Origin of the sequence: Phenylobacterium sp., assembly GCF_030693805.1 — a bacterium.
Lineage (GTDB): Bacteria > Pseudomonadota > Alphaproteobacteria > Caulobacterales > Caulobacteraceae > Phenylobacterium.
The window spans coordinates 1-13,010 of sequence record NZ_JAUXZW010000230.1; the positions used below are offsets into that span (position 1 = coordinate 1).

The window sequence follows — 13,010 nt, forward strand, 5'->3', positions numbered from 1 at the left end:
GTAGAGGCCGGCGCTGTCGAAATAGGCCGCGGTGAAATTCGGGTCGCTCAGCGGCAGGAACCTGTACGGCCCGTAGTCGAAGCTCTCGCCATTGATGTTCATGTTGTCGGTGTTCAGCACGCCGTGCACGAACCCCGCCGCCATCCATCGCGCCACCAGCCGGGCCGACTTCGCCACCACCGCACCCAGCAGCGCCGGCGCCCGATCGGCCTCGCCCGCCAGCTCCGGATAGTAGAGCGTGATCACATGGTCGATCAGCGCCTCGATGCGATCGGCGCGCTCGAAGAAGGCATGGCGCTGAAAGGTGCCGAAGCGGATGTGACTGTGCGACAGCCGGGTCAGCACCGCAGACCGGGTCGGGCTGGGCTCGTCGCCGCGGGTCAGGTCCTCGCCGGTCTCTACCAGGGAGAACGAGCGCGATGTCGGCACGCCCAGCGCCTCAAGCAAGGCCGTGGCCAGCACCTCGCGCACGCCGCCCTTCAGGGTCAGCCGCCCGTCGGCGGTGCGCGACCATGGCGTCTGACCAGATCCCTTGGTGCCGAGGTCCAGCAACCGGCCGGCGCCCGCCTCGCGAAGCTGCGCGAACAGGAAACCGCGCCCGTCGCCGAGCTCCGGGTTGTAGTGGCGGAACTGATGGCCGTGGTAGCGCATGGCCAGCGGTGGATCGATGTTGCTCGGCAGCGGCTCGAAGCGCCCGAAATGGCCGACCCATTCGGCGTCGGTGAGGGTCTCCAGCCCGACGCTGGCCGCGGCCCGGTCGTTGCGGAAGCGCAGGATCGTCTGCGGGAAATCCGCCGCCGCCACCGGGTCAGCGAACTCCGGGCCCAGCTCTGGCAGGCGCGGATCCGGGCGATACAGCGGGCCGGTCGGCATCTTGTTCTCCTGCGCCTGCGCACTTGCACGGCTTGTGTTAGGCAAGGCCGATGTCGACCCGCTCAACCCTCGAGTTCCTCAAGACCGAAACCGGTTCCGGCTTGATCCTGGTCGCCGCCGCGGGTCTGGCGATCGCCGCGGCCAATTCACCGGCGTCGGGCGCCTACTTCGCCTTTGTCGACCACCAGGTCACCATTCAGATCGGCGCCTTCCACGAGACGATGAGCGTTCTGAAGTGGATCAAGAACGGGCTGATGGCGATCTTCTTCTTCGTCGTCGGTCTGGAGATCAAATACGAGGTGCTGCGCGGAGAGCTGTCCAATCCGCGGCGCCTCGCCCTGCCTGTGCTGGCCGCGGTGGGCGGCGTCGTGGTCCCGGCGCTCCTGTACTCGGCAATCAACGCAGGACCTGGCGGCCACCTCAACGGCTGGCCGGTTCCGACCGCCACCGACATCGCGTTCGCCTTGGCCGCGCTCGCCATTGCCGGTCCGCGTCTGCCGCCGTCGCTCAGGGTTTTCCTGCTGACGCTGGCGATCGCCGACGATCTCGCCGCCGTGGTGCTGATCGGCGTGCTGTTCAGCACCCATATCGACTGGCGCACCCTGGCCGGCGCCGGCGCAACGCTCGCCGTGCTCGCGGCGATGTCGCAGTGGCGTCGCGCGCCCTACTTCTTCTACGTCGCCGCCTTCGTGCTGCTGTGGGCCTTCACGCTGAAGTCGGGTGTGAACACCTCCCTGGCGGGGGTCGCCGCCGCGCTCACCGTACCGCTTGAGCCACGCCGGCCAGGCAGCGCCAGCGCCCTGCACGAGCTGATGACGGCCCTTCACCCCTATGTCGCATTCCTGATCCTGCCGCTGTTCGCTTTCGCGGCGGCAGGGTTCTCACTCGCCGACGGCCCGCCGGGCGCGGCCTTCCAGCCGTTGCCGGTGGGAATCGCTGTGGGCCTGTTCATCGGCAAGGCGGTGGGGGTCTTCGGCGCAGCGGCGCTGGCCATCGGCCTGGGTCTGGCGCGCCGGCCCACGGGTGCGCGCTGGACCGATCTGCTGGGCGTGTCGATCCTCTGCGGCGTCGGCTTCACCATGAGCCTGTTCATCGCGGGGCTGGCCTTCGCCGACCCGTTGGCCCAGGCGCAATCGCGACTGGGCGTGGTGGCGGGATCCCTCGCCTCGGCGCTTGTCGGCATGGCCGTGCTCGCCTGGTCACAGTCGCGGCGGACTGACGCACCGCGCCCCTGACGCGCGTACGGCAGCGCTCCTTAACCGCTTCGTGGCAATAACAGCACATGCTGTCCCCAACTCAACACGGTCGCCGCAGGAACTTGCCGCGACCGCCCCTGGGCCTAAGTTGACCTTGGGGGGGAGCGCCTGACTCGACGCGGCGAGACTACATCGCCGGCTAAAGGGAGCCCTGACCGACATGCGCCAGATGCTTTGCACCTCCGCCTCGCTCGCCGTCCTCTCCACCTTCGTCCTGGTTTCCGCCGCCCAGGCCCAAGACCCGGGCCAGGCGTCCGACGCCTCAGCCCGCATTGTCGACGAGATCATCGTCACCGCCCAGAAGCGCGAGCAGCGCCTCCAGGACGTGCCGATCGTCGTCACGTCACTGAGCGGTCAGACGCTGCAGGACAGCGGCGTACGCGACATCCGCGAGCTGACCATCCTGACGCCTGGCCTGACCGTCACCTCGACGACCAGCGAGACTGTGGTGACCGCGCGCATCCGCGGCGTCGGCACGGTGGGCGACAACCCGGGCCTCGAATCCAGCGTCGGCGTGGTGATCGATGGCGTCTATCGTCCCCGCAACGGCGTCAGCTTCGGCGACCTGGGAGAGGTCCAGCGCATCGAGGTTCTCAAGGGCCCGCAAGGCACCCTGTTTGGAAAGAACACCTCGGCTGGCGTGATCAACATCATCACCGCGCCGCCGACCCGCGACGTGCAGGCGGAGTCCGAATTCAGCGTCGGCAACTACGGCGCGGTGGGTTTCTCGGGCTCGCTCAGCGGACCGATCACCGACGCGCTCAGCGGCCGCGTGTTCGCCGCAGCCCGCGCCCGCGACGGCTTCCAGGACGTGTTCACCGGCGCCGGCCCGCGCGGCCAGACGGACGACAACGACCAGCACTTCTACACCGTCCGCGGCCAGCTCCTGTTCAGCCCGCTCGAGAGCTTCGACCTGCGGATCATCGGCGACTACACCAAGCGCGAGGAGTTCTGCTGCGTCGGCGTGCAACTCGCAGTCGGCGCCGGTCCTAGCAGCCGCGCGAGCTCGATCAACGCCGTGCGGCCCGGCTCGATCGACCCGACCAGCACGCCCTTCGATCGCCAGGGATACGCCAACCGCGACACCAACCAGGATGTCGAGGACATGGGCCTGTCGGCGGAGGCGACGTGGCAGGTGAACGACGCCGTGTCGCTGACCTCGATCACCGCCTGGCGCGACTGGAAGACCGCCACCGGCCAGGACACCGACTTCACCGCCGCCGACCTGCTCTATCGTCCGGGCGACGGACGTAACCAGGTGGAGTTCGAACAGGTCTCGCAGGAACTGCGCCTGGCGGGCGAAGCCGGGCCGCTGAACTGGTTGGTCGGCGGCTTCTACGCCAAGGAGAACCTGAAATCGCGCTCTCTGCTGCTCTACGGCAGCGACTTCTACGCCTATTGGGCGGGCCAGGTGCTGGGCGGCGTTCCCACCGTGCTGGGCTTGGTTCCTGGCTCGATCTATCGCCAGGACGGCGGGCAGGACGACACCTTCGACCAGGACGACACCACCTGGGCGCTGTTCACCAACAACAGCTACGCCTTCACCGACGCGCTCGAGCTGACCGTGGGCCTTCGCTACACCCGCGACGAGAAGGACATCGACTCCCGCTACACCACCACCGCCAGCTCCTGCGACCAGGGCGAGGCGGCGTTCGGGACCATCGCCGGCCTGGTCGGCCAGGCGGCCGCCCTCCAGGCGGTTGGCGGGATGTGCATCAATACCCTGAACGACGACTTCGACGACCTCGGCCTGCTGCGCCAGTCGCGCAAGGAGGAGGAGGTCTCCGGCACGGCGAAGCTCGCCTACCGCTGGACCTCGCGGATTATGACCTACGCTTCCTATTCGCGAGGCTACAAGGCGGGCGGCTATAACCTGGACCGCGAGGGCCGCGTGCTGTTGACGCCGACCGGCCCCAACTTCGCCGCCAACCCGGACACCAGCTTCGCTCCCGAACTCGTCGACTCCTATGAGCTTGGGGCCAAGACCTCCTGGCTCGACGGTGCGCTGATCCTCAACGCCGCGGCCTTCCACCAGACCTTTACCGACTTCCAGCTCAACACCTTCGAGGGTGCGCAATTCATCGTCGAGACCATCCCCGAGGTCGTCTCGCGCGGGGTCGACGCGGACTTCATCTACACCCCGCCGATCGACGGCCTGACCCTGCAGGGCGGCGTCACCTACGCCCAGACGGAGTATTCGCCGTTCACCGCGGCCGACCTGAAGGTCGCCAGCCGCTACCCGAGCCTGCGCCGACTGCCCGGCGCGCGCATCTCGTTCGCCCCGCTTTGGTCGGCGACGCTGGCCGGTTCGTACGAGCGCGACCTGGGCGACAACCTGACCCTGCGCACCTCGATGTCAGGCAAGTACACGTCCAGCTACAATACCGGTTCAGACCTGCATCCTTCGAAGGTGCAGGACGACCTGGTGCTGGTGAACGCCCGCATCGGCTTCGGATCACGCGACGAACGCTGGGCGATCGAACTGTGGTCCCAGAACCTTTTCGATCAGGACTATCTGCAAGTCGGCTTCAACGGGCCCTACCAGTACAACGACAGCGATGCGATCGCGGTCTACGACGCCTTCCTTGGGGCGCCGCGCACCTACGGGGTCACACTGCGCCTGCGCCACTGACCAACAGGTCCAGCACGTCGCCGGCCCATGCGGTCTGACCGCGTGGGGCGGCGACCACCGCCGCGGAAGCGAATCGCGACAGGCTGGCCAGGGTACGGCGAAAGTCCGGCGCTGCGGGATCGTCTCCCTCGCTGACCACGATGGCGCGGACCACGATCCCGCGCGCGGCCAACACCTCGGCGGCGGTCAGGGTATGGCTGATCGAACCCAGGTATGCGCCGCCGACCAGCACCGCCGGCGCGCCCACCGCGTGGATCAGGTCCAGGCAGGTAGCGTCCTCGGTGATCGGCGACATCACCCCGCCGACGCCCTCGACCAGGGTCAGACCCGCTGTCGAGACCTCCAGGCTGGCGCGGCAGAAGGCGGCCACCTCTGCCAGCGTCACAAGCCGGCCTTCCAACGCGGCCGCCATCGGCGGCGCCAGCGGCGCGCGATACCGCCACGGCGAGATCGCCGTCAGCGTCGCCTGCGTCAGCGGCCGGCCAAGCGCCTTGAGCAACCGGCCCGGATCGCTGTCGGCCCAATCGTCCGGATCCAGGCCGCTGACCAGCGGCTTCAGCGCGTCGACGGACATTCCCCGCGCCCGCGCCGCGCCGATCAGCGCGCAGGCGGCGTAGGTCTTGCCGACATCCGTATGCGAGCCTGCGACGAATACGCTGACCATGGCGTCAGGCCGGGATCAGCCGGCGCACGGCCTCGGCCAACCGATCGACCTCCGCGTCGGTATGGCCGGCGGTGAAGGCGATGCGCAGACGCGCCGTGCCGGCTGGCACCGTCGGCGGACGGATGGCGACGGCCAGGAAGCCCTGGTCCTCAAGCACCCTCGCGGCCGCCAGCGTCGTTTCGGCCTCGCCCAGCACGATCGGCACGATGCAGCTCTGGGCCAGCGGCAGGTTCAGCGCGCGGGTGAACCGCTGCGCCTTGGTCAGCGGCGCGGCCACGCGCTCGGGCTCGGCCGCCATCACCTCCAGCGCGGCGATCGCCGCCGCCGCGCTCGCCGGCGGCAGGCCGGTGGAATAGACCAGGGTGCGCGCGCGGGTTTTCAACAGGTCGACTACCGGCTGGCTGGCGCAGACATAGGCGCCGTAGCCGCCGGCCGCCTTCGACAGGGTGCCCATCTGCAGGTCGACCCTTGCATCGGGGAACGCCCGCGCTGAGCCCGCCCCGCCGCCGACCACGCCCAGCCCATGCGCGTCGTCGACCAGCAGCCAGGCGTCGTGCGCAAGGCAGGCGGCGCTGATCGCGTCCAGCGGCGCCAGGTCCCCGTCCATCGAGAACACTCCGTCGGTGGCCACCAGCGCCCGGCCCGCCCCAGGCCGGCGCTCCGCCAGCAACCGCTCAAGGTCTGCGACGTCGTTGTGGGCGAACGCGATGGTCTCAGCCCCCGACAATTTGGCGCCGGCCCAGATGCAGGAATGCGCCAGTTCGTCGACCACGATCAGGTCGCCGGGCCCGGCGAAGGTCGGGATGATGCCGGCGTTGGCCAGATAGCCCGATCCGAACACGCAGGCGGCTTGCGTTCCCTTCAGCGCCGCCAGCCGCGCTTCGAGCGCGGTGAACAGCGGGTGGTCGCCGGTGATCAGCCGCGCCGCGCCGGCGCCGACGCCATAGGTGTCCACCGCGCGGATCGCTGCGGCCTTCACCGCCGGGTGGTGCGACAGGTTCAGATAGTCGTTGCACGAGAACGACAGCAGCCTGCGGCCTTCGCGCTCCACCCACAGGCCATCCAGCCTGTGCGTGGGCTTCAGCGTGCGCTTCAGGCTCTTGGCGTCCAGCTCAGCCAGCTTGCCGGCGGCGAAGGCGGTGAGGGTGTCGGTGGTCATCGGCGGCGTATGCACCAGCTTCGCATCCGGTAAAAGGCGCGCAACGCCTGAGGAGACCTAAGCCATGTCCGCGCCGCAACCCGCCTGGCTCACTGAAGGGGCGCCTCACGTCTGGCGCCCCTACTGCCAGATGAAGACCGCGCCCGCGCCGCTGGCGGTCGCCCGCACGCAGGGCGCGCGGCTGATCCTGGAGGATGGGCGCGAGCTGGTCGACGGCATCGCCTCGTGGTGGACGGCCTGCCACGGCTACAACCACCCGCATATCCGCGAGGCGGTGGAGCGTCAGCTGTCGCTGGCCCCGCACATCATGTTCGGTGGGCTGGCGCACGAGCCGGCCTACCGGCTGGCGGCGCGGCTGGCCGCCCTGCTGCCCGGCGACCTGGACCACGTGTTCTTCGCCGAGTCAGGATCGGTCTCGGTGGAGATCGCCATGAAGATGGCGCTGCAATACTGGATCAACCGCGGCGTCGCGGGGCGCACCCGGTTCCTCGCCTTCGCCGGCGGCTATCACGGCGACACCCTCGCAACCATGACGGTGTGTGATCCCGACGAGGGGATGCACAGCCTGTTCGCCGGCGTGCTGCCCGCCCAGCACATCGCCGCCCTGCCGATGGACGCGGCTTCCGAAGCCGCCCTCGACGCCTTGCTGGCGCAGAAGGGGTCGGAGATCGCCGCCATCGTGGTCGAACCGCGCGTGCAGGGCGCTGGCGGCATGTTGTTCCACGATGACGTCGTGCTGGCGCGGTTGCGAAAGGCGGCCGACGCCCACGGGGTCCTGCTGATCTTCGACGAGATCTTCACCGGCTTCGGGCGCACCGGCGACCTGTTCGCCTGCCAAGGCTCCGGCGTCGTCCCTGATATCGTGACGCTGTCGAAGGCGCTGACCGGCGGCACCCTGCCGCTGTCGGCGGCGATCGCCTCGCGGCGCGTGTTCGACGCCTTCTGGTCGGACGACACCGGGGCGGCGCTGATGCATGGGCCGACCTACATGGGCAATCCGCTGGCCTGCGCGGCGGCCAACGCCTCGCTCGACCTGTTCGAGACCGGCGCCTGGCGGACCGACGTCGCACGGCTGGAACGTGGCATGGCCGAGGGCCTCGCGCCCCTGCGCGATGCGCCAGGCGTCGTCGATGTCCGCACCTTGGGCGCCATCGGCGTCGTCGAGTTCGACGCCCCCGTCGACCTCGGCGGCCTCTGCGCCCGCTTCGTCGCTGAAGGCGTCTGGATCCGCCCGATGGGCAAGGTCGTCTACCTCACCCCGCCCTACATCACCTCCGACGTCGAGCTCGAGCGCCTGACCGGAGCCATGCGCAAGGTGTTGGGCGGCGGTTGAGCCGGCCCTACTCCGCCGCGGGTTTGGCCTGATAGCCGAGGATCGCCTGGGTCTCGAGGAATTCGTGGAAGGCGAAGTCGCCCCACTCGCGCCCGTTGCCGCTCATCTTGAAGCCGCCGAACGGGGCCATCATGTCGGACGCGCCGTTGATGACCACCTGGCCGGCGCGCAGCTGGCGGGCGGTCTTGCGGGCCGCTTCGATGTCCGCGCCGGTCACATAGGCCGACAGGCCGTACTCGGTGTCGTTGCCGACCTCGATCGCCTGGTCGACGCTCTCGTAGCCGAGGATGGTCAGCACGGGGCCGAAGATCTCCTCGCGCGCGATGGTCATGTCGTTGGTGACGTTGGCGAACACCGTCGGCCGCACATAGTGGCCGACGTCCAGGCCCTCGGGCCGCCCGGCGCCGCCGGTGACCAGGGTCGCGCCTTCCTCGACGCCCTTGTTGATCAGGGTCTGGATCTTGTCCCACTGCACCTTGGAGACCACCGGTCCCAGGGTCGCATTGCCCTTGGGGTCGCCGACGGTGATCTTCTCGGCGGCTTCCTTGGCTGCGGCGATCGCCTCGCCCATACGGGCGGACGGGACCAGCATGCGGCTGGGCGCGTTACACGACTGTCCCGAATTGTTCATCATGTGCGACACGCCACGCGACACGCTGCGGGCGAACACCTCATCGTCCAGGACGATGTTCGGGCTCTTGCCGCCCAGTTCCTGGTGCACGCGCTTGACGGTCGGCGCCGCGTTCTTCGCGACCTCGATCCCGGCGCGGGTCGAACCGGTGAACGAGATCATGTCCACCTGCGGATGGCTGGACAACGCCACGCCGACGCCGGGGCCATCGCCGTGCACGAGGTTGAACACGCCCGCCGGCACGCCGGCCGCCTGCATGATCTCGGCGAAGATCTGGCCCGAGAACGGCGCCACCTCCGAGGGCTTCAGCACCATGGTGCAACCGGCCGCCAGCGCTGGCGCCACCTTGCAGGCGATCTGGTTCAGCGGCCAATTCCACGGGGTGATGAAGCCGCATACGCCGATCGGCTCCTTGACGATCAAGGTCGCGCCGCGGTCTTCCTCGAACTCGAAGTCCTTCAGGATGCCGATGGCGGTGGTCAGATGGCCAAGGCCGATCGGCACCTGCGCACGCTGCGCCAACGACGCGGGCGCGCCCATTTCTTCGGTCACCGCGTCGGCCAGGTCGCCGAAGCGCTTCTGATATTCGTCGACGATGCGCTGTAGGACCTCCAGCCGCTCCTCGCGGCTGGTCTGCGACCAGGCGGGAAACGCCTTGCGGGCGGCGCTCACGGCGGCGTCCACGTCGGCGGCCGAGCCCAGGGCGATGCGCCCGCAGACCTGCTCGGTGGCGGGGTTCTCGACATCCAGGGTCTTCAGCGTCACGGGCTCAACCCAGCGGCCGTCGATCAGGAACTTCAGGTATTCGCGCATCGTGCTTCTCCGTCATCGGTCGCGGCGCCCGCCGCGGCGCGCATCATAGTCTTGCCCAAGGCGCGCGAAAGCCCCTCCCGCACGCACCGGCGCGACTTGCGGCGGCAGGGCGGGGCCGCTAAAGCCCAGACGGCAACAAGGAGCCTTCCCATGGTCGCAATCGGCATCGTCGTCGCCTTCCTCGTGGTGATCGGCGCGCTCAACGTTTACGAATTCGGCCGGCTGGACTGACCTGACCCAGGAGCGCCCCCTTGGCTGACTCCGAGCGCGGCGCGGCGCTGGTCACCGGGGGCGCGCGCCGCATCGGGCGCACCCTGGCCGCCGCCTGCGCCGACGCCGGCTTCGATGTCGCCATACACTGCCGCAGCGTCGACGACGACGCCCAGGCCGCCGCCGCCGAGGTGCGCGCCCGCGGTCGCCGCTCCGCGATCCTCACCTGCGACCTGCGCCAGGAAGCCGGCAGCGTCGCCCTGATCGGAGACGCCGAGAGCGAACTCGGCCCGGTGACCCTGCTGGTCAACAACGCGAGCGTCTTCGAGGAAGACGCCTTCTCCAGCATGAACCGCTCGTCTTGGGACCTGCACATGGAGACCAACCTGCGCGCGCCGCTGGTGCTGGCCCAGGTGTTCGCCCGCCGCCTGCCCGCCGCCCGCACCGGCCAGGTGGTCAACATCCTCGACCAGCGGGTCTGGGATCCGGCGCCGGCGTTCTTCAGCTATACGCTCTCCAAGACCGCCCTGTGGGAAGCCACGCGCATGCTGGCCAAGGCGTTGGCGCCACGCGTACGGGTCAACGCCATCGGACCGGGCCCGACGCTGGCCTCGATCCACCAGGACGCGGCGGCCTTCGCGGCCGAAGCTGCGGCGACGCCGCTGCGCCATCCCGTGGGCGTAGCAGAGATCGCCCAGGCGCTGCGCTATCTGATTGACGCTACGTCAGTGACTGGCCAGATGATCGCCGTCGATGCTGGCCAGCACCTCGCCGTGCGTACCTGAAAGGCCGCCCACGTGTCCTCACAACCGCGCCCCGACACCGACCCCGTCGCCGCCTTGAGCCTGCGGGTGGTGATGACCAAGATCTTCGTCACCGGGATCAAGATCGAGGCGGAGATCGGCGTCCATCGCCACGAGCGCGGACGCTCCCAGCCGCTGATCGTCGACGTCGAACTGGACGCGCCGACCGCGGGGGCCGAGCGCCTGGCCGATACGGTGAACTACGAGATGGTGGTCAAGGCCGCGCGCGCCGTCGCCGCCGAGGGCCACATCCTGCTGGTCGAAGCCTTCGCCGAGCGGCTGGCCCGCGCCTGCCTCGCCGACACGCGCGTGACCCGTGCGCGCGTGCGGGTCGAGAAGCCCCTGGCGCTGGCGCCCGACGCCGCGGCCGCCGGCGTCGAGGTGACGCTGGTCCGGGGTTGACCCGGTCGGACTCGCATCAAGTCATTGAAGTTGCTGAGCGAACTACCCGGTAGGGCCGCTGCTGGCCAGACTTGGTATGGCCGCCGCGAAACGCTCGATTTGCACCACGCGCAAGGGTCCCCACATTAGGGGTTGAGCCTTAGAGGATGCCATGAGCGAACCCGTCCACATCCAGCCCCTGCCCGCGCCCACCACATTCGGTCGGCTGCTGCCGGCCAGCGCCTATGCGCTGTACTTCATCGGTCTGGCGAACGGCGTGACCATCCTGCTGGGCCTGATCCTCGCCTATGTGAACCGCGATAAGGCCGACGCGGCCACCCGCAGTCACTACGACTTCCTGATCGGCACCTTCTGGCTGGGCATAGCCTGGGCGGTGATCGGCTCGATCCTGGTGATCGTCGGCCTGCCGCTGTCGCTGGTGCTGATCGGCCTGCCGGTGGTGGCGCTGGGCTGGATAATTCTGTCGCTGCTCGGCGTCTGGTTTATCGCCCGCCTGGTGATCGGCTCGATCTACTTGGCCCGCAGCGAAGCCTATCCGCGCCCGAAGGCGTGGTTGATCTGACTCCACATCAGCTCATCCCGGCGAAGGTCGGGACGAGTGATAGGAATGGCGGCCGGGATTGCCGGACAGGCCCGCCTCAATCCGTCTGGTCGTCGATCTCGGCGTCTGGGGTGTTCTTCTGGATCGAGGCGATGGCGTTCTTCGCCGAGGCCTTCGATGAATAGCCTTCGGTGGCGAACATCAGCTCGCCGTTGCTGGCCTTGAAGCGGACGCGGAATTCGCCCGCCTTGTCTTTGACGATCTCGAACTTGTAGGCCATCGACGCCTCCTCCGGCTCGAACAACAGGCCGGAAGGGTCCACCTTCCCGGCCCACTGTCAAGCTGTGCGAAGCGTCAGGCGGCGACCGTGGTCTGCCTGCGCACCATGCGCGCGTACTCGTCCATCAGCGACAGCGAGATCTGCCCCGGCGTGAACCGGTGCTCGCCGATCGAGGCGACCGGGGTCACCTCCGCGGCGGTGCCGACGATGAAGCATTCCGAGAAGCTGGGCAGCTCGTCCGGATGGATGTGCCGCTCGACGATCTCGATCCCGCGGCTCCTGGCCAGACGGATCACCGACTGGCGGGTGATGCCGTTCAGGAAGCAGTCGGGGGTGGGCGTGTGCAGGGCGCCGTCGCGCACGAAGAACACGTTGGCGCCGGTCGACTCGGCGATGTAGCCGCGCCAGTCCAGCATCATCGCGTCCGCATAGCCGTCACGCTCGGCGGCGTGCTTGGACACCGTGCAGATCATGTACAGGCCTGTGGCCTTGGCGTGCACCGGTTCGGTCTCGGGCGAAGGGCGCTTGTACTTGGCCCAGGCCAGGCGGATGCCCTTGGCCTTTTCCTCGGGATCGAAATAGCTGGGCCACGGCCACACGGCGATCGCCACGTGGATCTTGGTGTCCTGGGCGGACACCGCCATCATTTCGGTGCCGCGCCAGGCGATCGGGCGGACGTAGCAGTCGTCGAGGCCGTTCTTGGCGCAGGTCTGCTTGCAGGCCTCGTCGATCTCGGCCACCGTGTACGGGATTTCGAAGTCGAGCATTTCCGCCGACTTGAACAGACGCTCGGTATGCGCCGTCAGCTCGTAGATCTCTCCACCGTACATCCGCTCGCCTTCGAACACGGCCGACGCATAGTGCAGGCCGTGGGTCAGTACGTGCACCTTCGCCTCGCGCCAGGGCGTAAACTGGCCATCGAACCAGATCCATCCGTCGCGGTCATCGAAGGGAACGATACTCATCGGGCTTTCGCCTCCTTTCAGGGCAATTCCCTTACAGACCGCAAGAGACGCCGCGTCAAACATTTTGGACTGGGCCGATGAGCGCAGGCGCCGATCCAAGACTGATCCTGCGCGAGGACGAACTCGACGCGGGCGTCGAACTGATGATGCTGGCGGAGAGCGCTCTGTGGGCCGGCGTCGACGCGGTGCTGGAGGCTGACCCCTCGGGCCTTGGCCGCTCCCACTGGCGCGCCGCCTTCCTGCTCCGCCGCCGGCCGGGCCTGGGCGTTCAGGAGCTCGCCCACCTCACCAGCCTGTCGAAACAGGCCGCCAGCCGCATCCTCGTCGACCTCGCGGCTCACGGCTTCGTCGAGAAGGCCGCCGGCGAACTGGACGGCCGGCGACGCAGCGCCACCCTCACGGCGGCCGGAGCCGCGTTCGAAGGGCGCGTCAGCGAACGGCTGCGCGC

Annotated in this window: 14 protein-coding genes; 8 read left to right on the top strand and 6 right to left on the bottom strand. The window is 68.8% G+C overall.

What is annotated here, in order from left to right:
- Positions 1–873 (bottom strand): protein adenylyltransferase SelO family protein (locus tag Q8M88_RS08890; RefSeq protein WP_305596494.1); only part of this gene is annotated, 873 nt, incomplete at its 3' end.
- Positions 874–923: 50 nt separating this feature from the next.
- Here Q8M88_RS08890 and nhaA point away from each other — a divergent pair.
- Together nhaA and Q8M88_RS08900 are read left to right on the top strand one after the other, a co-directional pair.
- Positions 924–2,108 (top strand): Na+/H+ antiporter NhaA, encoded by a 1,185-nt coding sequence (gene nhaA / locus Q8M88_RS08895; RefSeq protein ID WP_305596496.1) that lies wholly within the window; start codon positions 924–926, stop codon positions 2,106–2,108.
- Positions 2,109–2,289: 181 nt separating this feature from the next.
- Positions 2,290–4,761: a TonB-dependent receptor gene (locus Q8M88_RS08900; RefSeq protein WP_305596498.1), complete on the top strand. Its 2,472-nt coding sequence runs from the start codon at positions 2,290–2,292 to the stop codon at positions 4,759–4,761.
- Here the strand turns inward: Q8M88_RS08900 and bioD are convergent.
- Both bioD and bioF read right to left on the bottom strand, forming a co-directional pair.
- A complete protein-coding gene (bioD, locus tag Q8M88_RS08905; protein WP_305596500.1) occupies positions 4,739–5,425 on the bottom strand; it encodes a dethiobiotin synthase in 687 nt (228 codons plus the stop codon). The genes Q8M88_RS08900 and bioD overlap by 23 nt on opposite strands.
- A 4-nt stretch (positions 5,426–5,429) precedes the next feature.
- Entirely contained in the window at positions 5,430–6,584 is a 1,155-nt protein-coding gene (gene bioF / locus Q8M88_RS08910; protein WP_305596518.1) for an 8-amino-7-oxononanoate synthase, read from the bottom strand.
- Between the two features lie 64 nt (positions 6,585–6,648).
- Between bioF and Q8M88_RS08915 the strand changes: the two genes are divergently transcribed.
- Complete coding sequence (locus tag Q8M88_RS08915; RefSeq protein ID WP_305596502.1) at positions 6,649–7,917, top strand: adenosylmethionine--8-amino-7-oxononanoate transaminase; 1,269 nt, start codon at positions 6,649–6,651, stop codon at positions 7,915–7,917.
- 7 nt (positions 7,918–7,924) lie between these two features.
- On the opposite strand, the gene Q8M88_RS08920 is transcribed toward Q8M88_RS08915, so the two are convergent.
- Positions 7,925–9,361 (bottom strand): aldehyde dehydrogenase family protein, encoded by a 1,437-nt coding sequence (locus Q8M88_RS08920; RefSeq protein WP_305596504.1) that lies wholly within the window; start codon positions 9,359–9,361, stop codon positions 7,925–7,927.
- 51 nt (positions 9,362–9,412) lie between these two features.
- On the opposite strand from Q8M88_RS08920, the gene Q8M88_RS08925 reads away from it, so the two are divergent.
- The 4 genes from Q8M88_RS08925 to Q8M88_RS08940 all read left to right on the top strand — a co-directional run bounded on the left by Q8M88_RS08925 (position 9,413) and on the right by Q8M88_RS08940 (position 11,338).
- The gene (locus tag Q8M88_RS08925) at positions 9,413–9,592 is read left to right on the top strand and encodes a hypothetical protein (RefSeq protein WP_305596506.1); all 180 of its coding nucleotides are present in this window, start codon (positions 9,413–9,415) and stop codon (positions 9,590–9,592) included.
- 20 nt (positions 9,593–9,612) lie between these two features.
- On the top strand, positions 9,613–10,356 hold the full coding sequence (locus tag Q8M88_RS08930; RefSeq protein WP_305596508.1) for an SDR family oxidoreductase: 744 nt from the start codon (positions 9,613–9,615) through the stop codon (positions 10,354–10,356).
- Positions 10,357–10,428: 72 nt separating this feature from the next.
- Positions 10,429–10,776 carry a dihydroneopterin aldolase gene (gene folB / locus Q8M88_RS08935; protein ID WP_305596520.1) on the top strand — a complete coding sequence of 116 codons (348 nt, stop codon included), beginning with the start codon at positions 10,429–10,431 and terminating at the stop codon, positions 10,774–10,776.
- Positions 10,777–10,927: 151 nt separating this feature from the next.
- Entirely contained in the window at positions 10,928–11,338 is a 411-nt protein-coding gene (locus Q8M88_RS08940) for a hypothetical protein (protein ID WP_305596510.1), read from the top strand.
- Between the two features lie 76 nt (positions 11,339–11,414).
- Here the strand turns inward: Q8M88_RS08940 and Q8M88_RS08945 are convergent, their stop codons facing one another.
- Together Q8M88_RS08945 and Q8M88_RS08950 are read right to left on the bottom strand one after the other, a co-directional pair.
- Entirely contained in the window at positions 11,415–11,597 is a 183-nt protein-coding gene (locus Q8M88_RS08945) for a YegP family protein (protein WP_305596512.1), read from the bottom strand.
- A 74-nt stretch (positions 11,598–11,671) separates the two neighbouring features.
- On the bottom strand, positions 11,672–12,562 hold the full coding sequence (locus tag Q8M88_RS08950; protein ID WP_305596514.1) for a branched-chain amino acid aminotransferase: 891 nt from the start codon (positions 12,560–12,562) through the stop codon (positions 11,672–11,674).
- Between the two features lie 77 nt (positions 12,563–12,639).
- Between Q8M88_RS08950 and Q8M88_RS08955 the strand changes: the two genes are divergently transcribed.
- The coding region (locus Q8M88_RS08955; RefSeq protein WP_305596516.1) for a MarR family winged helix-turn-helix transcriptional regulator at positions 12,640–13,010 on the top strand (371 nt) is incomplete at its 3' end.

Excerpts from the sequence above, each read along its gene's own strand:
- Q8M88_RS08945 (WP_305596512.1), bottom strand. The coding sequence starts at position 11,597 with ATGGCCTACAAGTTCGAGATCGTCAAAGACAAGGCGGGCGAATTCCGC.
- Q8M88_RS08915 (WP_305596502.1), top strand. The coding sequence starts at position 6,649 with ATGTCCGCGCCGCAACCCGCCTGGCTCACTGAAGGGGCGCCTCACGTC.
- Q8M88_RS08950 (WP_305596514.1), bottom strand. The coding sequence starts at position 12,562 with ATGAGTATCGTTCCCTTCGATGACCGCGACGGATGGATCTGGTTCGAT.
- bioD (WP_305596500.1), bottom strand. The coding sequence starts at position 5,425 with ATGGTCAGCGTATTCGTCGCAGGCTCGCATACGGATGTCGGCAAGACC.
- folB (WP_305596520.1), top strand. The coding sequence starts at position 10,429 with ATGACCAAGATCTTCGTCACCGGGATCAAGATCGAGGCGGAGATCGGC.
- Q8M88_RS08900 (WP_305596498.1), top strand. The coding sequence starts at position 2,290 with ATGCGCCAGATGCTTTGCACCTCCGCCTCGCTCGCCGTCCTCTCCACC.
- nhaA (WP_305596496.1), top strand. The coding sequence starts at position 924 with ATGTCGACCCGCTCAACCCTCGAGTTCCTCAAGACCGAAACCGGTTCC.
- Q8M88_RS08920 (WP_305596504.1), bottom strand. The coding sequence starts at position 9,361 with ATGCGCGAATACCTGAAGTTCCTGATCGACGGCCGCTGGGTTGAGCCC.
- Q8M88_RS08940 (WP_305596510.1), top strand. The coding sequence starts at position 10,928 with ATGAGCGAACCCGTCCACATCCAGCCCCTGCCCGCGCCCACCACATTC.
- bioF (WP_305596518.1), bottom strand. The coding sequence starts at position 6,584 with ATGACCACCGACACCCTCACCGCCTTCGCCGCCGGCAAGCTGGCTGAG.